Source organism: Pseudoalteromonas sp. 1181_04 (assembly GCF_052850545.1).
This window is the reverse complement of record NZ_VXCS01000002.1, coordinates 1-24,034: the sequence shown is the minus strand read 5'-3', so window position 1 is coordinate 24,034 and position 24,034 is coordinate 1. Positions and strand designations below refer to the sequence as shown.

The 24,034-nt window shown below is 39.7% G+C and carries 19 protein-coding genes and 1 riboswitch; of the genes, 11 read left to right on the top strand and 8 right to left on the bottom strand.

The annotated features are described in order from the left end of the window. Positions 1 to 36: 36 nt before the first annotated feature. A complete protein-coding gene (locus FW757_RS01495) occupies positions 37 to 1,359 on the bottom strand; it encodes a sodium-dependent transporter (RefSeq protein ID WP_182719136.1) in 1,323 nt (440 codons plus the stop codon). Positions 1,360 to 1,512: 153 nt separating this feature from the next. Here FW757_RS01495 and FW757_RS01490 point away from each other — a divergent pair, with 153 nt between their 5' ends. After that, the gene (locus FW757_RS01490) at positions 1,513 to 2,256 is read left to right on the top strand and encodes a 4'-phosphopantetheinyl transferase family protein (protein ID WP_182740677.1); all 744 of its coding nucleotides are present in this window, start codon (positions 1,513 to 1,515) and stop codon (positions 2,254 to 2,256) included. On the opposite strand, the gene lysC is transcribed toward FW757_RS01490, so the two are convergent. Both lysC and nhaD read right to left on the bottom strand, forming a co-directional pair. Beyond that, complete coding sequence (gene lysC, locus FW757_RS01485) at positions 2,233 to 3,636, bottom strand: lysine-sensitive aspartokinase 3 (RefSeq protein WP_149982695.1); 1,404 nt, start codon at positions 3,634 to 3,636, stop codon at positions 2,233 to 2,235. The two genes, FW757_RS01490 and lysC, sit on opposite strands and share 24 nt — an antisense overlap. 77 nt (positions 3,637 to 3,713) lie before the next feature. Continuing rightward, a riboswitch (Lysine riboswitch) is annotated at positions 3,714 to 3,885 on the bottom strand. Positions 3,886 to 3,999: 114 nt separating this feature from the next. Further along, entirely contained in the window at positions 4,000 to 5,247 is a 1,248-nt protein-coding gene (gene nhaD, locus FW757_RS01480; RefSeq protein WP_145242276.1) for a sodium:proton antiporter NhaD, read from the bottom strand. 178 nt (positions 5,248 to 5,425) lie between these two features. Between nhaD and FW757_RS01475 the strand changes: the two genes are divergently transcribed. From FW757_RS01475 to FW757_RS01460, 4 genes are all read left to right on the top strand, one after another. After that, positions 5,426 to 6,706: a hypothetical protein gene (locus tag FW757_RS01475; protein WP_182740676.1), complete on the top strand. Its 1,281-nt coding sequence runs from the start codon at positions 5,426 to 5,428 to the stop codon at positions 6,704 to 6,706. Positions 6,707 to 6,711: 5 nt separating this feature from the next. Further along, a complete protein-coding gene (locus FW757_RS01470; RefSeq protein WP_149982697.1) occupies positions 6,712 to 7,257 on the top strand; it encodes a condensin complex protein MksE in 546 nt (181 codons plus the stop codon). After that, positions 7,257 to 10,034 carry an ATPase gene (locus tag FW757_RS01465; RefSeq protein ID WP_182719133.1) on the top strand — a complete coding sequence of 926 codons (2,778 nt, stop codon included), beginning with the start codon at positions 7,257 to 7,259 and terminating at the stop codon, positions 10,032 to 10,034. The genes FW757_RS01470 and FW757_RS01465 overlap by 1 nt, the downstream gene beginning before the upstream one ends. A 169-nt stretch (positions 10,035 to 10,203) precedes the next feature. Further along, positions 10,204 to 10,749, top strand: a complete 546-nt coding sequence (locus tag FW757_RS01460; protein WP_145242267.1) for a DUF4136 domain-containing protein — start codon at positions 10,204 to 10,206, stop codon at positions 10,747 to 10,749. A gap of 55 nt (positions 10,750 to 10,804) precedes the next feature. On the opposite strand, the gene FW757_RS01455 is transcribed toward FW757_RS01460, so the two are convergent. Together FW757_RS01455 and FW757_RS01450 are read right to left on the bottom strand one after the other, a co-directional pair. Beyond that, on the bottom strand, positions 10,805 to 11,197 hold the full coding sequence (locus FW757_RS01455; RefSeq protein WP_446440794.1) for an SMI1/KNR4 family protein: 393 nt from the start codon (positions 11,195 to 11,197) through the stop codon (positions 10,805 to 10,807). Positions 11,198 to 11,274: 77 nt separating this feature from the next. Continuing rightward, positions 11,275 to 11,787 (bottom strand): peptide-methionine (S)-S-oxide reductase, encoded by a 513-nt coding sequence (locus tag FW757_RS01450; RefSeq protein WP_182740673.1) that lies wholly within the window; start codon positions 11,785 to 11,787, stop codon positions 11,275 to 11,277. Between the two features lie 203 nt (positions 11,788 to 11,990). Here FW757_RS01450 and FW757_RS01445 point away from each other — a divergent pair, with 203 nt between their 5' ends. Then, a complete protein-coding gene (locus FW757_RS01445; RefSeq protein WP_446440793.1) occupies positions 11,991 to 13,847 on the top strand; it encodes a TonB-dependent receptor plug domain-containing protein in 1,857 nt (618 codons plus the stop codon). A 44-nt stretch (positions 13,848 to 13,891) separates the two neighbouring features. Here FW757_RS01445 and FW757_RS01440 read toward each other — a convergent pair whose 3' ends face one another. Then, positions 13,892 to 14,155, bottom strand: a complete 264-nt coding sequence (locus FW757_RS01440; RefSeq protein WP_145242261.1) for a YkgJ family cysteine cluster protein — start codon at positions 14,153 to 14,155, stop codon at positions 13,892 to 13,894. 126 nt (positions 14,156 to 14,281) lie between these two features. Between FW757_RS01440 and FW757_RS01435 the strand changes: the two genes are divergently transcribed. The 3 genes from FW757_RS01435 to FW757_RS01425 all read left to right on the top strand — a co-directional run bounded on the left by FW757_RS01435 (position 14,282) and on the right by FW757_RS01425 (position 20,256). Then, positions 14,282 to 15,454: an efflux RND transporter periplasmic adaptor subunit gene (locus tag FW757_RS01435; protein WP_182762336.1), complete on the top strand. Its 1,173-nt coding sequence runs from the start codon at positions 14,282 to 14,284 to the stop codon at positions 15,452 to 15,454. A 3-nt stretch (positions 15,455 to 15,457) separates the two neighbouring features. Next, positions 15,458 to 18,637, top strand: coding sequence for an efflux RND transporter permease subunit (locus FW757_RS01430; RefSeq protein WP_149982707.1), 3,180 nt, complete (start codon positions 15,458 to 15,460; stop codon positions 18,635 to 18,637). Positions 18,638 to 18,810: 173 nt separating this feature from the next. Beyond that, entirely contained in the window at positions 18,811 to 20,256 is a 1,446-nt protein-coding gene (locus FW757_RS01425; RefSeq protein WP_182731964.1) for a serine hydrolase domain-containing protein, read from the top strand. 95 nt (positions 20,257 to 20,351) lie between these two features. Here the strand turns inward: FW757_RS01425 and FW757_RS01420 are convergent, their stop codons facing one another. Continuing rightward, positions 20,352 to 21,290, bottom strand: a complete 939-nt coding sequence (locus FW757_RS01420; protein ID WP_182831087.1) for a LysR family transcriptional regulator — start codon at positions 21,288 to 21,290, stop codon at positions 20,352 to 20,354. 124 nt (positions 21,291 to 21,414) lie between these two features. Between FW757_RS01420 and FW757_RS01415 the strand changes: the two genes are divergently transcribed. Further along, positions 21,415 to 22,071, top strand: coding sequence for a nitroreductase family protein (locus FW757_RS01415; RefSeq protein ID WP_182719128.1), 657 nt, complete (start codon positions 21,415 to 21,417; stop codon positions 22,069 to 22,071). A gap of 72 nt (positions 22,072 to 22,143) precedes the next feature. Here FW757_RS01415 and FW757_RS01410 read toward each other — a convergent pair whose 3' ends face one another. After that, positions 22,144 to 22,428, bottom strand: a complete 285-nt coding sequence (locus FW757_RS01410) for a hypothetical protein (RefSeq protein WP_145242251.1) — start codon at positions 22,426 to 22,428, stop codon at positions 22,144 to 22,146. Between the two features lie 845 nt (positions 22,429 to 23,273). Between FW757_RS01410 and FW757_RS01405 the strand changes: the two genes are divergently transcribed. Further along, positions 23,274 to 24,034, top strand: a 761-nt coding sequence (locus tag FW757_RS01405; protein ID WP_446440792.1) for an MCP four helix bundle domain-containing protein, incomplete at its 3' end; no start/stop codon positions are given.

The following is a 24,034-nucleotide window of genomic DNA, read 5'->3' as shown; positions in this document are numbered from 1 at the left end:
TTAACAATTAAAACTAAAAAACTGAAAGCTAAATTATCAACCAAACGCGACATTAGCGAACACGGCGGTCATCAGTATCGGACACACATAACGTATGTACTGAGCAAACCAATAACGCATGCCACTTGCAGCCTCATTTAATTGATTACCACGGCGCCACAACCACCCTACAGTGATAAAGTAAAATAAGCCCATAAGCGGTAATTGATACTGAGTCAGTACCATGATCACTAAACCAAATAGCCAATCAAAATTGAAAATAATCAACGATGACGCGGCTAAAACCGTTAAGCTCACTAAAAACGTCGCTTTTTTACGCTCTACTTGATGGTTTTCAACTAAAAAAGCCACTGGAATTTCAGTGGATGAAATAGTCGATGTGAGCGATGCAATCGACATAAGTACAAAAAACAGTAAACCAACCAATAAGCCAATTTCGCCCATAGTATTAAATAACTGCGGTAGAATTGCGAAAATTAGTTGCCCTTCTCCCACTAATTTTCCATCACTAAATACTTGCACGCCATTGTGCTGCGCCACGTAAATTGCAGGAATAATTAATAAACCCGCTAAAAAGGCAACCCCTGTATCAAGTAACGCTACCGACGCGGTTAACCGCGGCAAATTAGCATCAGGCTGCAAGTACGAGCCATAAATCATCATACAACCGACACCCAGTGACAGTGAAAAGAACGCCTGTCCCATTGCCGCAATAATTAAACCTGGGTCGAGTATTTGGCTAAAGTCTGGCACTAAATACGCAGCAAAGCCTTCACTTGCGCCATCAAGCGTGGCTATATAAGCAATTAGCACAACGAGTAACACCAATAGCATCGGCATTAACCGTCGCGACCATGTTTCTATGCCAGATTTAACACCTTTGAGAATAATACTCGCAGTGAGGATCAGCATCAGTGGTGTAAATACAAAATTACGCGCCATCGAATCCGTGTGCAAAAACGTACTGACGGTGGTAAATCCAAAAAAGCTAGCAATGGGTTCAAGGGCATAAGCAAGCATCCAACCTGCAACAATTGAGTAAAAGCTCAGCATCACAATCGCACCGGCTAAACCTAAATAACCAGCAGCAGCGCCTACTTGCGGTGCTTGCTCTTGCCATGCTTGTCTAAGTGCTTTAACCGGATTAGCTTGCGCTTTATGGCCTAAGTACAACTCAGTGTATAAAGCTGGCAAGGCTAAAAAAAAGATAACTATAAAATAGACTAGTAAAAACGCGCCGCCGCCATGATTTGCCGCTTGCGTGGGAAATCCCCAAATATTACCTAATCCAACTGCAGCGCCAGAAGCTGCTAAAACAAAGCCAAGGCGGCTTTGAAAACCATCACGCAATTGTGCCATACATCTACAAATCTGTTATTATTTTTCATTATTGTGAATTAAACCATATTTAACTCTCACAGAGTAATAAATTTGCCTTGGCTTAATTAACCAGCGCACAACCGCACAAAATATAAACATGTTTGTTCTTTTATCACTTTAATTGTGGATTTTATGCCTGCATTATTTTTTCAACAGCAACTCGTTATCACCAAACACAGCGTGCAGCCATTCAATGCGAATACTATTTTATTATTTGATGCCCAGCAGTTAAATGTTGATGAATTCGATTTAAACGCACTATTAAGCCCATTTGAACTGACGGTGATCACCCGTAGAAAAAGTTACAAAGCCAAGCAAGAATATTTAGCCACTCGGCTACTGCTTAAGTATTTGGTAAAACAAACGATGCCACAATTTCGTGATCTAGCAAATAACCATATTAGCTCTGAATTTGACCAGCAAAGCAGTAAATTACTGCTACATATAACTGACAGTGACACTGTATTGCGTAGTTGTTTATCCCACTCTAATGGTTTTGTCGGTGCTGCATTAAATGTAGAACGAATTGAATTTGGTTTTGATATTGAAAAAATAAACCTGAAGCGCCCATTTGCAAAGCTCGCTAAGCATTTTTATCATCTTGATGAGGTAAATTTAATAACGCAAGATCAGCAAAGCGCAGAACGATTTTTTAGAATATGGACCTTAAAAGAAGCACTTGCCAAAGCCACCAGCCAACCAATTGCAAAATTACTCAGCCCCAATGTATTTACTGAACTTGAGCGAGCAAATTTAACAGCGCTGAGTTGTCAATATCATGAGTTTGATATCAGTGTGGTAAGTGACAAGAGCACTGTCTGGCAGTGCTCTGTGGTAAATTCTACCGCCCAATTACGCGGCGTTTTGAACTTCTAATAAACGGCTGTGGATCGCTTGCACAACAAAGTCTGACTCGCTCTGCTCCACTAAAAAGCACAGGTTATGTTTACTTGCGCCATGACAAATTAAGCGAATATTAAAATCGCTTAATACATTCATTAAGTTAATTTCTTGCTGACGTAATTGAATTTGTGAACCAATTAATGCCACTAAGGTTAAGTTGTTCTCAACCGACACGTGGCAAAACTCCGCTAACTTATCAAGGCATTCTTGATCAAGCTCAGGACGCGAGGCATTTGGCGCATTATCTAAAGTAATTGCAACACTTATCTCTGAGGTAGTTACCAAATCAACCGAGATATTAAACTCACTTAAAATTGTAAACACGTGGGCTAAAAAACCACTAGCCAAAAGCATTTCGGGGCTTTTTAAGGTTAACAATATTTGATTTTTACGCTGCGTGACAGCACGAATTCCGGGGATTTGTGATTTCTCACGTTCGATCCAGGTACCACCACGTTCAGGCTCACGGCTAGAACCAACAAACACACTAATATGGCTGCGGCTCGCAGGTAAGATAGTTGCCGGATGTAATACTTTCGCCCCAAAGGTAGCCATTTCGGCCGCTTCATCAAAACTTAAACGCGCAATCGGCGTAGCCTTAGCACATAAGCGCGGATCGGTGCTAAAAATGCCCACGACATCAGTCCAAATGTGCACGCTTTTAGCGTTTATAGCTTCGGCCAGTAATGCCGCACTGTAATCTGAACCACCACGACCAAGTGTGGTAGTTTGACCATGCGCGTCACTGCCTATAAAGCCTTGAGTTACAATAACCTGTTCAGCTAATAACGGAATTAAATGCTCTTTTGCGGCCATTGCTGTTGCAGCTACATCTGGGGTTGCTTTAGAAAACTGGCTGTCGGTTTTTAATACCTGTCGCACATCAAAACGCACCGCATTTAAGCCATTTAAACGCAGTACCTGAGTAAATAAATAGGATGATAAACGCTCACCAAAGCTCAATAACTCATCATGTTGTTGCTTTGATTTTAGTGGCTCACTGGCAAGTGACTTAAAAGCTTTAATGGTTTCATCAAAGCCATGAGCTAAATCAGCATCCAATGACAGCTCATTTAAAATAGCTTCTTGAATAGCAATAACGCCAGCAATGTTCTCATTGCGCTCATCTGCTGATAAATCTTTTTTACATAAGGTCACAAGGTGATTAGTCACTCCTGCGCTGGCACTTACGGCCACTACTCGTACGTTGTTATCGGCTACAATAATTTCACTGCAACGGCTCATCGCTTCAAAGTTAGCCACACTGGTGCCACCGAACTTTGCGACTACGTAGTCTGATTTTTGATTTTGTGCTGACTGTTGCAAGTTAGTTGCAGCTAATTGGGTATTCATGTCGTCTCCTTTTGTGGCATTCATACCACGATAAAACAAGAAGAACTTGGCAAGGGGGTGCTCGATAAGAAAAGTCCACTGCCAGAAGCTCTCCACCTAATTGGTGACAGTTTTGAGGATTCAGCCCCATAAACCGAAAAACCACTGTGACGTCCAGTTGCTTTCCTCGGCGAGTACTTCCCTCCTTAATGATTACAGGCATACGTCGCCTAACATTAAGTACCTAAGTACCGCACCTCTTCTGAATGTTAGATTAATTACGTAAATTATTAGCAATTAAATAACAAAACCCGCTATTAAGCGGGCTTTGAAAGTTATCGTTTAGACGTCTAGCTGTCAAGTTGTTTTAAATAATAAAAGCAATTAAATAAAACTACCTGCTAAATACGATCCCATATAACCAATTGTATAAGCGATTAATAAATACACCGACATACGTAAATAACTCATAAAGGTAAGCGCTTTTACTTTACTCATAGCGATAATACCGGCAGCCGAGCCAATAATAAGCATGGACCCCCCCACCCCAGTTGCATACGTAAACGACAACCATTGTTGTGGACTCATCACTATTTCAGCTTTAAGTAACGCAGCCGTTAGTGGTACGTTGTCAACCGCAGCTGATAATATACCCATTAAATAATTAGCGTATTGTGCTGGCATTAACTCGTAAAGGTGAGTGAACTTACTGAGCATACCGACTTCTTTCAGGGCGCCTACAAGTAATAATACGCCAACGAAGAACAGCAAGGTGTCGTATTCTATTTCGCGAATATAATCGATGATTTTTTTATTCACATCTTTTTTGCGCATTAAAAATTGCGCTACTAAAAACATCAACGACAAACCAAATAAGAAAGTTAACAAAGGCGGCACATGATAAAGCACGCTTAACGTTAATGTCCCGACAATCGTTGATAAGAAAATCACTGCAATAGTGATATCTGTTTTCTCAATGCGACGGTCCTCTTGTTTGGTAAACTCAACTTGGCCGTTGAGCCCAAATGACAGCATAATGGCCAATAGCGCCACGCTAAATAACGCAGGCACAACCAACAATAGCAAGTGACCAATGGTAACTTTGTCATCAAGGAAAATCATCAAGGTAGTAACATCACCGGTAATTAACGACACTCCGCCCGAGTTCACACTAAAGATGATAAGCGTAGCGTATTTAATTAGCTTTTTCGGATCGAGTTTTAACGACATAACCACCGCAAGGGAAATTAATGTGGCTGTGATATTGTCTGAAATCGACGAAAATAAGAAGGAGAACCCGCCAATCAAAAACATCAGTTTGCGTTCGCTAATAGCACTGGGCATTATCTTATGCACAATATTTTGGATAAAACCTTTGGAGTTCAAATAGGCTACAAAGGTCATTGCAGCCATTAAAAACAACCACAGTGTGGCAATCTCTAAAATATTGTGGTCAAGTTGATGTTGTACGTTTTCGGGGCTTTGCCCGTGAAGCGGCGAGATAAATAAGATAATCCAGCATAAAGTACCAAAGAAAAGCGTGGTTTTGGCCTTGTTTACATGGATAATATCCTCTATAACGATGAGCACGAATGCTAGCGTTATCAGGGTTAGGATAATTGCAGTTACCATGGTGTTTGAACAACCTTTATAAAAATGTAAAAATTGTATGTTATGAGCCGCAGGACGACACGGCGCGCAGTCTAGCACCAAAGAATGTGTAAAACTATTGTCAATTTGCTTTTCTACGACTAATCGCTGAGGCCTAACAAGCCGGCTTTACAAGATAAATTAGGATTTTTGGAGTTTTATGATCCCAGCTAAAAAGTTGCTAAATACCCTAACAGAGCACTGGGGAATGTTAGAGCTGCTATTTAAACGTTTTAAAATGGCTGATTTCAGCCTAAAAGACGTGCAAAATGCGATCAAACAAAAACAACCTACGTGGTCAAATGAGCGCATTTACAAAGAAACCAACCGCCTTTTAAACCAAGATATTATTATTCCCTTGGCTAAATCGTCACAACTTGAAATTAACCGTGCAATTGCAGATTTTGCCACTTTTTTATTGCAGGAAGAACATTTAGGCTTGGCGCAAGAAATTAGCGTGCTGGTTGAAGATTTAGCCCGTTTGGGTAACCGTTTAGACAATGCCGGTAGTATTGAAGACTACGACGAGATGCGCCGTTTTAGCCGCATTATGGATGATCGGGTGCGTAAAATAATGAAACTATTTGCCCACAACGAAAATGCCATTTTAAATATTGTAGAACAAGCAAAAGCTAATAATGCGGTGCAATCATTACAAAAGCGTTATCAAGCGGTGATTGAAGCGTTTGATGAATACATTGAACCAATGCTTGAAATGGTTGATATTCGTGGCGATTTTCATGCTTGTTTTAATACCATCGAAACACAAATCAGTACGCAAATCGAATATATTGAACGCAGCGGTAAAGCTTATCAAGATAAACGCATGCTTGAACGATTACGTACCCGAATTTTAGAAATGCATTTAGTTGGTCGCGAAAGCCTGCGTAAAAGTGCCGATATGCTAATGCCACTGCGTGAAGAGTTGCGCCGTAATAATATGATCACTCGTCAAGCAGCTAAAGTACTTGGTTTAGTACGTAAAAATGGCGTTGATAATATGCTCAGCGCCGTACAACCACATTTTGTCTCTGACACGCAGCGATTCTCATTGGGGCAACAGCGCCATATGGTCGCTTATATGGCTGCACTTGTTGAGTTTGAACACAGTGAATACGAACTTCCTGATCAACAAGATGTGCCTGCTTTTGTTACGCCAAATATTCCAGATTACAATAATGTTAAAGCAAACTTTAAAAAACGCTTCAATGCTAAACGTAAAAAGCCACAACCATTATTGACCTTTTTAGAGCAAAGCTACCCCGACCTTGAAGCCGACGAAATGCTGTTTTTATATCAAAAGCTGGTAAGTGACACCGATATTGAAATCAATCAAAGCGATGAAAAAATGCGCGTAAAAATTGCCGGGCAACATTTTTCTCTTTTCCCTTTTAATTCTAAGCCTGTTGACTCTCAGCAAACACCAACAGTGGATGAGTAACCGTTATGACACAGATAAATTTAGATGAACTTAGTCATCTACAAGCAATTAATAAAAAATTAGTCACCGGCTATCACATTAGCGAACAAGACACCGTAATGTGGCAAGAGCTTGATCAACAAATTGATCATTACCGCGCATTATTCAGCGCCCTTGGCCACGATTTACAACATGACAGCCGTGGTTTTTATTACTTTGCCAGTGATGAAAGTACACCCAATATGGGGAAAATTTCCCGCGCGATTGCCTTAACCATTTATATCTTAATTGAGCACTATGCAAACTCAGGTAAAGACCCAATGCGTGCCTTATTTGATGAAGTGAATGATTTAGAACTGATGCAAACTTTAGTGCAAATGAACAAGCACTTATTTGATCAACTCGAAATTTTTTCAGGATCAGACCTACGTAAAGACGTGTACTTACGCATGATTCGACTTGGCCTTGCCCGTGAAGTAGAAGGCGGCTTTATGCTGCAAGCACCTATCTACCGTTATATTGATGCCTTAATGGAAGTAAACGAAGAAACCTATATTGGAGAGGACGAATAATGAAAAACCTATACGGCCTCAGTAAGCTGGCATTATTAAACACCGCCGGTTATGCCAAATGTGTGATCCCGCTTGATAAAAGCAGCTCAATTTGTGCACCAAATAACACCGGTAAAAGCTCGGTGATCAATGCTCTGCAATTTCCGCTTATTAATGATTTACGCCTAACAGAATGGGACGGTCATGATTTAGACGAAACCCGTAAATTTTATTTTTCGTCAGATCAATCCTATATTTTACTCGAAGCCGACCTACCCCATGGCCCGGTGGTGATTGGTGTAGCTGGGCTTGGTAAAATTGCCGGTTACGCACATCAGTTTTTTTGTTACCAAGGCAAGCTTGATCTTGAGCAGTATACTCAAGGTAAAACCATCATTAAGTTCACTAAACTGTTTAATCATTTAAAAGAGCAAGGCTTTAACCCTATTGAGCTTAAAGCGCAAGAGCTCAACGCACTATTAACGGGTGGTGCCACGCCATTTGATGGCGACATTAACTTAAAGATGATCCCGCTTAACAACGTGCAAGATTCGGCAATTTATAAAGAAATTTTCCGCCGTATTTTGAACCTGCATAAATTAGGCGCTGCCGACGTAAAGCGCTTTATGTTACGCGTATTTGAACGCCACATGTCAAACTCAAAGGTCGATTTTTATGAAGTATGGCGTCGCTCCTTTGATAAAGTAAACCGCGCAAAACGTGAGCTAAAAGCACTCGAGTCGATGCAAGAGCCTATCTGCGCCCTTGAATCTATGCTTGAAAACCAAACCGTACTCAAAGGTAAATTAGCCGCATACGCCCCCAAAATTGACCAAGCATTAATCGATTTTGATAGCTACCAAGAGGCGCAATTGAGCGAGCTTAATGTTGCCCTTGAAGACATTGAACACGAAAAGCACGAGTTTGAACAAAAACAACAACTTTATGTACAACAATCGCGCGATATTGAACGCAGGCAAACACAAATAGAGCAATGGTTTTTAGACTTTGGTGCTCTAAAATCTGAATTTGAATTGGTTAACATGGCAACCTTAAAAGTAAGCCTTGGTCAATTAAAGCAAGATTACGAGTCACTATCGCATTCTATCAACAGTGCACAAGGGCAAAGCCTGCATACTCTTGATTACCGTATTAGTGAAACACAAAAGCAGATCAAAAGCTTAAAGCTACAGCTTAAAAATCTTGAGTTTAATTTATTTACCCGTATGCGCGAGGATTTATCACTTAAAGAAGTTGAAGAGATCTCGCGTATTCTAAACCCTGACATTCTGTCATTTGCCACCACCAGTAATGGTGATATAGATATCACTGATGAAGATGCCTTTGGTGCATTTTTAGAGCAATTATCAGATAACGTGAAAGGCGGCGTGCTTACCCTGCCAGGCGCGACCATCAAGCTGAAAAAACTCTCACCGGTGCAGATGCAAAGCGGTGAAAATAAAGAGCAACTTACTGCGCAACTCAGCGCCCTAGAACAGTCACTCAATGAATTTAAGCAACAGCGTGATGTGGCCGCCAATGTGGCCGACAAACAAAAAGAAAAAGATGCCTTATACGATGAACTCATGGCAGCAGAAAGCGCACTTAAACGCTTTGAACAATTCCAGGTTATGCTGCAATCTATTGATGCACAAACACTCTTAAAAGAGCAATTATTGGCTGAACGCGAGCAAGTTGATAGCTACTTACAAGATATTCAAAATAACAGCGGTTCAATTAGTGATCGACGCTCGATTATTAAATCGAAAAAAGATTTAATTTCACGCCAAGCCGAGCGCCTACGCCAAGTGAAATCTGAACGAATTGACCACACGCTGGATTTATATAGCGGTAAAGTCACCCCGTATATGATTGATGTGCAAATTGACTTTGATAATCTCAGTGACTTAGTTCATCACTTTAATAAAGATTGCCAAGAGCTGCGTAATTTTGATATCAACGTTCGTAATACCTATTTGCATATTTACAATGCCGGTATTACCAAATTTGATAACGAAAATGACGAGTTTAGTAAATACCAGAAATTGATTGGCGCGTTCCATAATATTGATAACGAACGTGATGCGGTTGAACGCCAAGCCCGGGTTGCACTCACAGAAGTAGCCGCGACGATTAAGGGACTGCGTGAAGATTTAGACAGACTGCGCCGTGAAATGAACAGCTTCAATAAAGGCATTAGTCAGCATCGTATTTCAAACTTACAAGCATTTAAAATTAACGTGATACCACGCAAAATGTTGGTTGATAGTATTGATACCATAATCAGTACCTCAAATCAGTTTGAACAAGGTGATACGCTGGATTTACTCAGCCAAGAACCCTACAGTGAAAGTGCTGTCAACGAAGCAAAAGATCACTTAATTAAACTTGCCTCTGATAAAGCCGGTTTAACCCTTACTGACTTATTTGATATTCGCTTTGAAGTAGTAAACCGTGCAGGCGAAACCGAGCATTTTGAAAAAATTGATTCGGCTGGCTCAAACGGTACGCGTATCACCATAAAATTATTATGCGGTATGTTGTTTATCCGCTACTTATTAAGCGACCAAGAGCAAAACTTATACCGCATCCCGATTTATATTGATGAAGCGGCCGATATCGATCCGCAAAATCAAAAAGCAATTATAGAAACCGCACTCAGCTTTGGCTTTGTGCCAATATTTGCCTCGGTGAAACCACAAATTAGCTGTGATTATATTGTGCCAATTCGCTCCGTTAAAGACGGCGCCCAGAACTGGGTAGATGAAAAGGATTGGATAGAAGTAGAGCATGAATAAGACAATAGCCACGTTTGTGTAAATTAATGCATCATTCAGTCAAGGACGACTAGACTGATCAACATCTACTTTGTACACAAATTACAGGTAAAAAATAACATTTCCTTGAATTAATTCTATGTTATGTTATCAAACGAATAGTAATTAAATTTGCCAAGGAGCAAACTCCATGAAAAATATACTAATTGCAGCTGCTGTATTACTACTAGCAGCGTGTGCAAAAACGCCTGATATTGACTACGACAAATCTGTGGACTTTGGTAACTACAAAACGTTTGCTTGGTTTCCACAAGCAACCTTGGCTGACGCTGGTAACTATCAAATCAGCCCATTGATGGAAAAACGTGTGCGTGAAGCGGTAAATGCACAATTACAAGCAAACGGTATGACACCTGCCGATGAAGCATCAGCAGATGTGTTAATTAACTATCATGCCTCTGTTGATACTAAAGTTGACGTTGATACATTTAATGTAGGTTACGGTGCACGTTGGAACTACTGGGGCATGGGTTATAACACGCAAACAACAACCCATGAATATGATGTGGGCACTTTAGTGATTGATGTTGTTGACCGTGCCTCTAACCAGCTTGTTTGGCGTGGTGCTCGTGAAGGTCGCCTTCAGAAGAAACAAACACCTGAAGAGCGTAACAAAGCAGTGCAAGAAGCCGTTGCAACAATTTTAAGTGGTTTTCCACCAGAAAAACTAAAATAACACTTTAAATTAGCATTCAAAAAAGCTCACTATTTAGTGAGCTTTTTTGTAAGTCTTATGCCTCTTTTAGCACATTCGCCACAAATTCTGTGAACGAATTGGCTATAGGACTAGTAAAGCTAGCATTGTATACATTGCTTGTATCGGGTCTAATATAAATAGTACCATCTATATCGTTTGAAAAGACCATAAGAAACCCATATCTAAAATGTTCAGTGTGCTTATTTTGTTCGTAAATATCTAAACGTTTTATCTCAGGGTTAATCCCATAAATAGGCTCATCAAATATTTCTGCATAATTTAAGTTTACCAGGTAATCAAAAAAATCTTTTGGTAAATCAATATTTAATCTTGCTTCTAGATCATAAACTTTTTTTCTTGCTTGGCCTTGGCCTTGGCCTTGGCCAACTACACTAGAATGATCTTTCAACATTTCTACTAGATTCATAAGTCCTTCTTATAATTAATTATACATAGCATTTTTTATGAAAGTTAAACTATGCAGGTTTATTAAATTAGTAAATGCTAATCCGCCTTATATTTATGCAGTAAATCTAGCGGTATATGGCAGTAATCATCTGGATGATTAGTTAGTCGGTCTTGGTGCTCAGCATCACTGGGGACATAATTTGTTAGCGGTTTAACCTGTACAGCTATTTTGTCGGCATCATCTCGTTGGCTGATATAATCGCTTGCTAACGTTAAGTGACTTTGCTCTTCACTATAAATAGCCGTGCGGTATTTTTCACCCACATCATCACCTTGCTTATTAATACTGTATGGGTCAATAATTTCAAAGAAATAATCAATTAGTTTATTAACCGTGACAGCATCAGTATCAAAAATGACTTTGACACACTCTGCATAACCATCGTACTCACTTTGTGTATTATCACTTGTACCATTAGCCCGCCCTGCTTCTGTAATAACTACTCCGGGTAAGTGCTTCATAAACTCTTGCACGCCCCACAAACACCCTCCCGCAAAATAAATAGTTTGCTGGCGAGCATAAAAGTTAGCTGGTTGTTTTTCATTCATAGAGGGACCTAATATATTTAACAAGCAAAGACAGTGTAATGCTTTCATTTTAAGAATGATTATCAAATGCAGTTTTTTCGAATTAATGTACAATAGCGCCAAAAATCGTGACTGTTTAATTTTGCTATTTTATCACGCTATAAAAAAGTGTTACGACTTTAATTTATAGCGCAATCGCACATAAAGAATATGAGAAAAACAACATGAACCGTACCTCGCACCTTATTATACCCGCAGTACTTGCCAGCATATCAAATGTTGCTTATGCGGCAGATGACTCTGAAGAATCGACAACCATTGAGCAAATAACAATCGAGGCATCCCCTACAGCAAATACGTTACCAGTAGGTACCTTTGACTCACCTATATCAAATTTAGAGTATGACCCTCGTGTTGATTTGCAATCGCGTAACATGGCAGAAGCACAAGCTGATGTTACTATTCGTGGCGGTATCTTTGAAAACACCGGTTTTAGAGTCGGCAGTGCTACTTTACTCGATCCGCAATCAGGCCATTATTTTGCAGAAATTCCTATTGCACCACAAATGCTCACTGGCGCAAGTGTATTGACCGGTGCTGATAATGCACTTTACGGTGTAAATAGCTCAGTAGGTACTGTGTCGTTTGGTTGGAAGCCAATTACCACTGGTGGCAGTGTATCTGTAGGTGTAGGCACTAACGACTTTAATTTACAGAGTGTTCATGCTGGTAAAAGTATCCCTTTAGATACAATCGCCGATTGGCGCCTAGGTTTTGAAGGGGAATATTCTCATTCACAAAGCGATGGCTCAATTGATTTTGGCGATCATGATTTTAATCGCGCTACTGCTCGTGTGCAATTAACGAGTGCAGATTCACAAACTGATTTTTTTTTTGGCTCACAAGAGAAATTTTTTGGCTGGCCGAACCTCTATACCCCATTTGGCGTGAATGAAACAGAAGACTTAGAAACGCAACTGTTAATGCTTAACCATAAACAAAGTTATGCAACAAACAGTGAGTTTGAAGTATCGGCTTATTATCGAAAAAATAACGACCATTATATTTACTCTCGTGAAAACCCAAGCGCGTTTGAAGCTTTTCACGAAACAGAAGTTAAATCATTCGCCATCTCCGGGCGACATGCTCAAAACGATGTGTTCTCACTAAACTACTCAGCACAATTTATTGAAGATTCCATTGAATCAACCACGCTTGAGAATAACTTTACTTCGCGTAACTATTATAAAATCAGTGTATTGCCAGAATACACTGTGGCTCTTGAGAACAATCAGCAGCTAACAGTGCGTTTAGGCGCAGCCTTCGATGATACCAACCGCGATGACTCACAATTATCGCTGATAGGTGATATCACATTCAATACAATTAATAGTAACGCCACTGAGCGGACATTTTATTTATCCTACGCTGAGGCCAGTCAAGTTGCAGGTTATACTGCTATTGGTGGCAATGACTCTGGTGGATTGTTTAGAAGTAATTATAACCTTGAGCGTGAAACCACCAAAAACTTAGAACTGGGTTTATTACTAGAACAACAAAGTTGGCAGCTTAATTCGGCTATTTTTTACCGCCAAGATAATAACTTAACTGACTGGACATTTAGCTTTGATTCAACCTCAGCGCGTTTTGCCGAACCAGTTGATATTGATACCGCTGGCCTTGAATTTTTAGCCACTAAGCAATTTGAAAATACTGAAATTATAGCCAGTTACACCTACCTCCATAAATCAGAAACCTATGGCTCGCCAGATGTCGATGCAAGCTTTTATGCCTTAAACTTCCCTGATCACCGTTTAACTCTTGGTGCTGTATGGAGCCCTACGGATATATTAGAGTTTCGGATTGATAATGAATGGCGTAAACAGCATAAAAATGCCCTGCGACGCTCTGATGATGAAGCCTTGTTTACTCAGCTGACGTTAAAAGTAACGCCACCGATACTGCAAAACTTCTTTATTACTTTAGCAGCAGATAACCTTTGGGATGAATCGTTTGAGGAAATTCCAGGCACACCTGGGCGCGGTGAGCAATACACACTAACTGCAACTTATAGCTGGTAAATAAAAAATATGTATAAAAACCGCATTTTTAAGATGCGGTTTTTTTATGTCATTTGTTCAAGCTCGGTAATTAATTGCAGCGCTTGCGCATTCGTTGTTCCACACACATCAATCGTCGCACTAAAATCACTGCATACTTTTGGCCGCCTTTCATCACCAAATAACTTACATAAATTGTTGTTATCTAACTGAATACAGCGCTCTCCTGCTTTTTTGCCATTAGGCATCCCCGGAATTGGTGAGCTAATACTTGGTGCGATACAACAAGCCCCACACCCGAGTCGACACGCCATTGGTGATGTATTCATCTTTGCCCCTTTTGTAATCTATTTCGCTAATTTGTTAATTGTGTAATGACTTGTTACATCTTAATACGCCTTGTAAACACTTTATTCATTATAATTGCTGTGTCACCTAATTATGAGGAAAGCCCAGTGGCTACTAAAAAACAAATAATTCTACCTATTGCCGTATTAGTCGCCGGTGTAGGTCTTGCTGTTGCGTTTTCAGCAATGAAACAACCGCCAGAAGAAAAGCCAGCACAAGATACACGCCCTCTGGTATCAGTTAGCGCAGTTCACCTTGATGCAATTACGCTAGACGTAAAATCCTATGGTGTAGTAAAAGCAAAAGATCACACCCCACTGGTTGCGCAAGTAAGCGGTCAAGTGGTATTTGTCTCTGAGCAATTTGTGCAAGGTGGATTTGTCAAACAAGGCGATATTCTAGCACGAATAGATCCAAATGATTATGAAGCAGCGTTAATTGAAGCCCAAGCAGGCATGGCGCAAGCCAGCTCTGATCTAGAAATTGAACGAGCGCAAGCTCATGTAGCACAGGCAGAGTGGGATCGAATAAAAGACGATTCAAATCAAATGATCCCATCTCAATTATATTTACGCAAACCACAATTAGCCGAAAAACTAGCGCGTTACCGTGCAGCACAGGCGTCTGAAAAACGTGCAAAACGTAATTTAGAGCGCACATACATAAAAGCGCCTTATGATGCGATTATTTCTGAACGTGCAATTAGTTTAGGCAGCGTAGTTAATCCTGGAAGCCAATTTGGCGCTCTCAGTTCAACCTTAGTGGCTGAAATTCGCCTTCCTGTGGCAGATAAAGAATTACAATACCTAATCGATAGCGGTATCGGCGCGAATGTAACACTCAGTGCAGACTATGCTGGTAAGCCAACTACTTGGCAGGCAAAAATTGTCCGCAGCGAAGGTGTTATTGATCAAAAAAGTCGTATGAGCTATTTAGTGGCGCAAGTAAATACACCTTATGACAGTGAGCAACCGCTGCGCTTTGGCTCTTATATCAATGCGACCATTTCTGGCCGCGAGCTTGATAATGCGATTATCGTTCCTCATCACTTAGTGAAAAACGGTAAAATAGTGGTAATGAATGATGATTTAACCCTTTCGTTCAAACCTCTTAATATTATTAGAGAGCAAAATGGCATGGTCATCGCTTCACAAGGCTTAAATGATGGTGAGCAATTGATCACCTCGGCTTTAGATTTCCCAACTGAAGGCATGCAAGTAAAGCTAAATGACTCTGATAAACCTGCAGCTGCAACTCAACTTGCACTGAAAGAGGAATAGAGCATGACCATCCATAGCGAAAAAGGCTTAATTGCCTGGTTTGCTCGCAACCCTGTTGCAGCAAACCTATTAATGATTTTTATTTTAGTGGGTGGTATTTTAACCGCGTTTTCTATTCGCAAACAAATGTTCCCACAATTTGAAAATAACTGGATCAGCGTCCAAGCTGTCTACCCAGGTGCTGCCCCACAAGAAGTAGAAGAAGGCATCACCATCAAGGTAGAAGAAGCTCTCGAAGGCCTAGAGGGTATTAAACGGAAGATTACTTATTCAAACCGCGGTTATTCTCAAGCGTGGATCGAAATTGAAGAAAAATATGATACTAAAGAAGTGCTCGATGAAGTAAAAATGCAGGTTGATGCAATCAACACCTTCCCTGCAGACATGGAGCGTCCTATTGTGCGCCATGATAAGTTTGAGCAAGAAGTAATGATCCTCGCCTTATACGGTGACATGAGCAATTATCAGCTCAAAGAACTTGGCAACAATATCAAAGACGAACTGCAAGCACTGCCACAAATTAACTTAGTTGAATTTAATGGTGGCCTTGATTATGAAATTGGTATTGAAGTTAGCCCTGATAAACTTCGTGAGTATGGTTTAACTTTTAGAGACATTGCGAATGCAGTGCGTGCTTTTTCAGCCAATATGTCTGCAGGTCAGATTCGCTCTGAAAACGGCTATATTTCGATGCGGGTTGAAAAACAAGCTTACCGAGGGGATGAATTTGCCAAACTGCCATTGATATTACTACCAGATGGTGCACAAGTGTATTTAGGCGATGTAGCAACCATTAACGATGGCTTTGCAGAAGGCTTACAATACTCTAAATACAATGGTAAAAATTCCTTGTCGTTTGAAGTAAATGCCTCAAAAGATCAAGATATTACCAAAGTTGCAAAAGTTCTTAAGCAATACCTTAATGATAAAGCAGGTCAACTTCCAGCGGGTGTTAAACTCACGCCGATTGTCGATTTAACCTACTACCTAGAGGGTCGATTAGACATGATGATCGACAACATGGTGTGGGGTGGTCTATTGGTTATGGTGGTACTTGCGCTATTTTTACCCCTACGCTTAGCATTTTGGGTGATGATGGGTTTACCTGTGTCATTCCTTGGCGCGTTTTTAATGATGCCGATGGGCTTTTTAGATGTCACCATCAACTTAGCATCACTATTTGCCTTTATATTAGTGCTCGGTATTGTGGTTGATGACGCCATCGTCGTAGGTGAATCAGCCAGTGCTGAAATTGAAAAACATGGCCACTCTCTTGATAACGTAGTACGTGGTGTTAAGCGCGTCGCAATGCCTGCCACCTTCGGTGTCTTAACTACCATCGCTGCTTTTTTACCGCAAACTTTAGCAAGTGGCCCTGGTGCTGCGTTTTCAAAAGCCATTGGCGGGGTTATTATCCTGTGTTTGATTTTCTCTCTGATTGAATCAAAACTTATTTTACCAGCCCACATAGCAGCAATGAAACACCGAGAACCAAATCCGAAAAACCCATTACATCGCCTCCGTAAAGTGATGGATGGCGGTTTAAAACGGTTTGTTGATAACTATTACACGCCATTTATTGGCCATTGTATTCATTATCGTTATACCGTAATTATTGGTTTTATTTGTGTATTAATTGTCAGTGCTGGGATGTTTGCCGGTGGTTTAGTGAAGTTTGTAGCGAACCCTAAAATTCCTCATGACTTTCCACGTATCTCAGTCGAAATGAACTTAGCATCGTCTGAACAAGCAACCCTAGAAACCGCGCAAAAAATAGAGCAAGTTATTATCAATGTTGATAAACAACTTAAAGAGCAATATGGCACAGCTATGGTACGCGATCTTTCCGTTAGCTTACGTGGACGTACCGATGCCAGTATTATGGCAGTATTAATTGATCCTGAGTTACGCCCTATCGATACCTTTGCATTGAGCGCACTATGGCGTGAACAAATGCCTCCTTTACCGGGCGTGAAAACACTAACCATTCAAGACAGTATTATGAATGGTGGTCGAGACGACGGTGATGTGAGCTTCCGCCTAGAAGGAAAGGATGCCAAACAACTAAAAGAAGTAGCAGCAAAACTTAAAGAAAAACTCAACACCATGGAAGGTGTGGGTGATGTAAATGACTCAATGCAAAGCGCTACAGATGAAGTACAGCTTGACTTAAAACCACTGGCGTACAGCATGGGTTTAACCCTTGCCGATGTTGCCTCACAAGTCAGCTTTAGTTACTACGGCCTTGAAGCACAGCGTATTCTACGTGACGGCGAAGAAGTGAAAGTAATGATCCGCTACCCTGAAGAAGCACGTAACTCGATCAGCGATATCGCCAGTGCTCGTATCATTACACCTAGTGGCGCAGAAGTACCTTTGGCTGAAATTGCCGATGTAAAACTGGTTGATGGTGTAAACCGTATTCGCCGCGAAAACTCAAAGCGTACTGTTAACGTATGGGCTGCGGTTGATACCGACCAAGTTGAACCTTTTGCCATTGCTGAAGAAATACGTGATGAGTACTTACCGGCACTACTGAAAAACTACCCAGGTGTACAAAGTAGTGTTGCTGGACGTATTCAAGAAGAAATGGATAGCGTTGCTGAGCAAGTGCGTGATTTTGCACTTTCAATGATGATTATCTTCGCGTTATTGGCAATCCCACTACGCTCATACTCACAACCATTGATTATTATGTCAGTGATCCCATTTGGGGTTATTGGTGCCATGTTTGGCCATATGATTTTAGGCATGACAATGAGTGGCTTATCAATTTTCGGGATCATTGCTGTAGCCGGTGTTGTTGTGAACGATTCATTAGTAATGGTGGACTTTGTTAATAAAGCACGTGCTGATGGCGTAGCAATAAAAGACGCAGTAATGCAAGCTGGTGCACGTCGTTTTAGAGCGATTATGCTCACCTCAATCACTACCTTTATTGGCGTGTTACCAATCATTATGGAAACCAGCTTACAAGCTAAAATTGTCATCCCAATGGCAGTATCATTGGCCTTTGGTGTCTTATTTGCCACGGTGATCACGCTGATCCTGATCCCATGTCAATATGTCGCACTAGAAGATGCTAAACGATTAATTCGTAAATGGCGTGGAAAAGAAGCGCTGGTAGATGGTGAATCAATTCATAGCAAAGTGAATACTATAATAAACCGCTCACCTTTATAAAATTTTATATCCCAACCAACTAGCCCGAGCTGTATACAGTTCGGGCTTTTTTATGCTTATAATAACAATGAAATATAATTTATTCACATAAAATCAACACGATAATAATTTACTTTGTATTTTATCCACGGTAAAAGTAGTACATAAAACAAACTAAAAAACCAAGGAAGCTCATGAAACTCACCTCGAATATGTTTTACCACACTATTTTTATGACAGCTCTACTACTGCTCTCACACACTGCAATTGCAGGCGAACACGCGAAAGAAATGGATGCATTTATTGAACAATTTCATGGTTTCAAACAATTCAATGGCAACGTACTGGTCGCCAAGCAAGGTAAGGTTATTTTTGAAAAAAGTTATGGCTACGCCAATTTTGAATGGGACATCAAAAATACTGCCGAGACTAAATTTCGAATAGGCTCAATTACCAAGCAATTCACTGCGTTGCTTATTTTACAGTTAGCGCAGCAGAATAAAATACAGCTTGATGCTCCCCTTGCTACTTACCTACCCGACTATCGCCAAGATATAGGAAATAAAATCACCATTAGGCAAATACTTAATCATACATCAGGACTTAGTAATTATACTCAAACGAAGACCTTCAGAAGTGAATACAGTCGCAACCCTTACAGTGTAGATGAATTTATAAAATTACTGTGTAGTGATGATTTATTGTTTGAGCCTGGCACGCAATTTCGCTATAGCAATTCAGGCTACTTTATTTTGGGCGCTGTGATTGAAAAAGTCACTCAACAACGTTACCAAGATGTACTGCAAGAAAATATTTTTAAACCACTCAATATGCATAACACCGGTTACGATTCGCATGCAAAAATAATCAACCAACGTGCATCTGGTTATAGCAATAACTTAGACGGTTATACTAATGCTGATTATCTAGATATGTCGATCCCTTATGCTGCGGGGTCAATATACTCAACCGCACGCGATCTCGTTAAGTGGGATCAAGCGCTGTACACAAATAAGCTAATAAATAAAGAACTAAAAAAACAAATGTACACCGTATCTGAACAGCGTAATTACGCACTTGGCTGGGAAGTTAATCAGCTAGATGCTGATAAATATGGTAAACCATTGACACAAGTACAACATGGCGGTGGTATCGAAGGGTTTAATGCATTTATTAGCCGTATTATTGAAGATCAGCTACTGGTGATAATTTTAAATAACACTGGCGGTGCACCAATGACACCTATGACTAAAGGATTAACCAATATTTTTTATGGTAAGCCCTATGACGGTGCAACTGAAAATGTGGATAGCCAACTTTATCATGCCTTGCAAAATGGCGGTATTGCACAGCTTAAAAGCAAATATAATCAATTGGATGAGCAAAAAGTTCCGCTGCGAGAAAGAAGCATCAATTACTTTGGTTATGAATTAATAGCAATGAAAAAACTCGATGCCGCAATCGCAGTATTTGAACTAAATGCTGCTAAATACCCCGATTCTGCTAATACTCACGATAGTCTGGGTGAAGCGTATTTAACTGCTAATAAACCCGTACTTGCATTAAAAAGTTACCAGCGCGCCCTTGAATTAAACCCCGACAGTGAAAGCGCAAAGCAAGCAATTATAAAACTACAATAATTCTAAAAAGTCGCGTTATATTATTTAAAATCTGCAACATTAAACTCGCTTATGCTACGAACATAAGCGAGTTAGTAGTTTATGATTTCAAGTGATTAGTCATCAAGAACACTACGTTCAAGTATACCTTTATCAATTAGTTGGCTTATCATCGTACGTGCTTTTTCTCTGCATATATCACGTAATAAACGCACTGCAGGCGTTATTGATTGGCGGCTTGGACAAATTAACCACAGCTCACCACAGGTATGCTGGTAATTATTCATCACTGTAACTACCCTATCGTTAAGAAGATCATCAGCAATATCTAATGCCGATTTTACGGCAAGCCCTTTGCCAGCAACACACCAGCGCCTGACTAAATCACCATCATTTGAGGCACGCTTGCCTTGCATTTTTACTTTGTATTTTTTTTGCCCATTGGTAAATTCCCAAACATTATTGATAATATCTTGCAGTTGATAAAATAACCCTGGATGCTGTGCTAAATCATCTGGATACATAGGCGCACCATAACGTTTTATATAGTCAGGTGAGGCGCATAATAAACGTGGAATATTACAAATTTTAAACCCGTAAACATTGGCATCAGTTGGCGAGCCATAACGCAGTGCTATATCCACCGAATCTCGGTAGAAATCCACGTTACTATCACTAATATGTGTGCGCAGGCTCACCTTCGGGTAACTATCCATAATTTCATCAATCCAAGGGATAACTAAATTACGGCCAAGATCAGAAGATAATGCAACCCTTAACTCACCTTCAATCTCATCATGTTCGCCTTTTAGGTTCTGCCGAGCTTGCTCAAGTATCGCTATTGCTTGCTCACACTGTGGGATATAGCGCTCCCCTGCGGCAGAAAGCCTTAGATGACGTGTTGTACGCACAAATAGGTCTACACCTAATGTTGATTCCACCCGTTTGATAGCAGCACTGGCGGTTGCTGTACGCATATCAAGTTTTGCCGCTGCAAGGGTAATACTTTTAAATTCAGCGACTTTCAAAATAAGTTTTAAATCGTCAATCTGCATATTATCTAAATATATTTGATAATGATTCAATAATTATGCTGTTTATCAAAAGTAATGCAAGCGCTATCATCTGCCTCATTCAACGGCTTTGATTAAATAAAGCTATTCGCTACAGGAACCAATTATGACACACCCGATTATTACCGACTTAGAAGCGCGTTACACAGCAAAAAAATATGATGCAACTAAACGTGTATCGGCAGAAGATTTAGCTGTGATCTATCAAGCCATGCGTTTATCTCCGTCATCAATTAATTCGCAGCCATGGAAATTCATTGTTATTGAGTCTGAGCAAGCAAAACAACGTATGCATGATACTTTCGCTAACAAGTTTCAATTTAATCAGCCGCATATTAAAACTGCATCACACATTATTTTGTTTGCTTACAACCCGAAATACACCAGAGAAGATTATGCAAAAGTGATTGACACTGATATCGCCAATGGCCGTACGCCAGCAGAAAATCGCGAGCAAGCCTTTGGCGCATACGCATTTGTTGACTTAAATACTGACGCATCTGGCAATAATGCCGCATGGACCAAAACACAAACTTACCTTGCACTTGGTAATACTATGCATGCTGTTGCGCGCTTAGGTATTGATTCAACACCAATGGAAGGCGTAGATAGCGAGCTAATTAGTGAACTTTTTGCGGATGAGTTAGATGGTTATATTTGTGAAGTCGCACTTGTCATTGGTTATCACGAAACACAAACCGACTATAATGCTAAGCTTCCAAAATCACGTTTGAGTCAAGATCAAATTATTCAAGTGGTTTAAGTTTTACATTACCGGTTAAGAAGAGCCTGTTACAGGCTCACTTTAACAAGCTTTTTTGCATTATAGCCTCTGCTATGTGCTCTCTTTAGCAGCTCCACAAACAATTTTTTCTTCGCCAAGATGATATATATTATTTATTGCTACATAGGCGCCAGATACAACGCCTGTAATAGGGACTAATAATATCCCACTAATTGAATAGTAGGTATTGGTATCCTCAAAGCCATTAATTATTTTCAATGTCTTACGGTCAGAAGATATTTCACATTTATTAACTGCTGACATGTCCTTAGTTGGTACAACGATACAGCCTGATAACATCGTCAAAGTAAAACATATAGTCGTAACTAATTTCATCTTGTAACATCCTCGTTTTTAATTGTCATATAGAAACCATAAAAATTAATATTTATAGATTGTTGGCTAACTATCTTATAAATACTTTACTAAACAAAGTATGCGCTCCACGCAACCTGTTAGTAAATAATGGTAAAAAATTTTTATCTAAGAAAACCGCTTTTTACAGGCTTGCCTCCATAACTCCCCGCAAACCTTGCACATATAAATCAAGCTTATAAGTTCAATTTTCACTAATAAACATGCACATCAGACACAATACTATGCACCGTTTTATATTGAGGAAACTTATCTAAAATTTTCTTGCAATAACAATAGCATAGATGGGCAACTTACTTTAGCAGTGATTCTGTTAAAGAAATCAAATAAAAACCAATAAAGAAACTATTAATTTAACAAAGGTAATGAATTGCAATCAAATTGTAAGCAGTAATGTATTTAGAAAAGTAACTTATTCAGTTAATTATTATATTTAATTCAGGTACAGAAACAACGTCAAACCATGGTTATATAATAGTACAATTAAAATTAACTTTGATAAAAATCAAATTTAGATGTCTTAAATATGGCTGTTACGACTCATATTAATTATTTTTATATGGAGCCTAAAACCCGTAAAATCTAATTACAAAGCATTAAAAAAGTATTTTTGTATAATGTTACTTTTTAGGCTAATTAAAGAGTTTTAAATAGATCAATGACAACCACATTACTAGATCACACTCATTTAAAAGTATCATTGAATGATATTTAGAACTGATCGTTATCAGTACACAAATCCACCCGGTTATTGCAGCATGCTATTAAATACTGCAACAAATAAAAAACATTTATATAGGTAAAAAATGATCAGAAATATAAAAATAGGCATGCGTTCAGCCTTGGCATTTGGGATTTTGGGTTTGATTACTCTGATTCTGGGGGTATTTTCCATTATGCAATTATCACAATTGAACTCTATATCAGATGTCATTAGCCTGCATCGAATTCCTGCACTCACAACAGCGGTTGAATTAGAACGATATTCACTGCATACACAGCTATTGATTACTGAAATTTCTGACACTAAAACTCAACAAGAACGAAATGATATACAACGACAATTAGACAAAGAAGAACGTGACTATAAAAGTGCAGAAAAACGCATGGCAGCTTTAGTTCGTTCAGATGAGGCGCGTAGACAACTCGATAACGTTATAAATTTGCATGATGAATTTACAGCAACATTTACTAAGTTGTTTCGACTTTATGAGCAACAAAATGAAGAAGAAGCGTTAACTTTTCGACGTAAAAAATTTATGCCCGCTGCTGAGCTGTTAATATCTGAATTAGAGAAATTATCTCAATATCAAATTCTTAAAGCTAATCAGATAAATGATGAAGCAACGCAAACATACCTCAATTCAAAAGCGGCACTTATTAGTGGCATTGTGATTACTTTAGTGTTGCTTAGTGTTATTGCTTTCTTTTACAGCCGCAGCTTAACACTCCCGTTACGTTATGCTGTTGCAGTTGCAAGACGCGTGGCTAAAGGCGATTTAACTGAAAGAATTAATGATCCTCACAGCGATGAAGCAGGTGAAATGCTTCAAGCATTAGCTGACAT

Excerpts from the sequence above, each read along its gene's own strand:
- FW757_RS01495 (WP_182719136.1), bottom strand. The coding sequence starts at position 1,359 with ATGGCACAATTGCGTGATGGTTTTCAAAGCCGCCTTGGCTTTGTTTTA.
- FW757_RS01490 (WP_182740677.1), top strand. The coding sequence starts at position 1,513 with ATGCCTGCATTATTTTTTCAACAGCAACTCGTTATCACCAAACACAGC.
- lysC (WP_149982695.1), bottom strand. The coding sequence starts at position 3,636 with ATGAATACCCAATTAGCTGCAACTAACTTGCAACAGTCAGCACAAAAT.
- nhaD (WP_145242276.1), bottom strand. The coding sequence starts at position 5,247 with ATGGTAACTGCAATTATCCTAACCCTGATAACGCTAGCATTCGTGCTC.
- FW757_RS01475 (WP_182740676.1), top strand. The coding sequence starts at position 5,426 with ATGATCCCAGCTAAAAAGTTGCTAAATACCCTAACAGAGCACTGGGGA.
- FW757_RS01470 (WP_149982697.1), top strand. The coding sequence starts at position 6,712 with ATGACACAGATAAATTTAGATGAACTTAGTCATCTACAAGCAATTAAT.
- FW757_RS01465 (WP_182719133.1), top strand. The coding sequence starts at position 7,257 with ATGAAAAACCTATACGGCCTCAGTAAGCTGGCATTATTAAACACCGCC.
- FW757_RS01460 (WP_145242267.1), top strand. The coding sequence starts at position 10,204 with ATGAAAAATATACTAATTGCAGCTGCTGTATTACTACTAGCAGCGTGT.
- FW757_RS01455 (WP_446440794.1), bottom strand. The coding sequence starts at position 11,197 with ATGAATCTAGTAGAAATGTTGAAAGATCATTCTAGTGTAGTTGGCCAA.
- FW757_RS01450 (WP_182740673.1), bottom strand. The coding sequence starts at position 11,787 with ATGAATGAAAAACAACCAGCTAACTTTTATGCTCGCCAGCAAACTATT.
- FW757_RS01445 (WP_446440793.1), top strand. The coding sequence starts at position 11,991 with ATGAACCGTACCTCGCACCTTATTATACCCGCAGTACTTGCCAGCATA.
- FW757_RS01440 (WP_145242261.1), bottom strand. The coding sequence starts at position 14,155 with ATGAATACATCACCAATGGCGTGTCGACTCGGGTGTGGGGCTTGTTGT.
- FW757_RS01430 (WP_149982707.1), top strand. The coding sequence starts at position 15,458 with ATGACCATCCATAGCGAAAAAGGCTTAATTGCCTGGTTTGCTCGCAAC.
- FW757_RS01425 (WP_182731964.1), top strand. The coding sequence starts at position 18,811 with ATGAAACTCACCTCGAATATGTTTTACCACACTATTTTTATGACAGCT.
- FW757_RS01420 (WP_182831087.1), bottom strand. The coding sequence starts at position 21,290 with ATGCAGATTGACGATTTAAAACTTATTTTGAAAGTCGCTGAATTTAAA.
- FW757_RS01415 (WP_182719128.1), top strand. The coding sequence starts at position 21,415 with ATGACACACCCGATTATTACCGACTTAGAAGCGCGTTACACAGCAAAA.
- FW757_RS01410 (WP_145242251.1), bottom strand. The coding sequence starts at position 22,428 with ATGAAATTAGTTACGACTATATGTTTTACTTTGACGATGTTATCAGGC.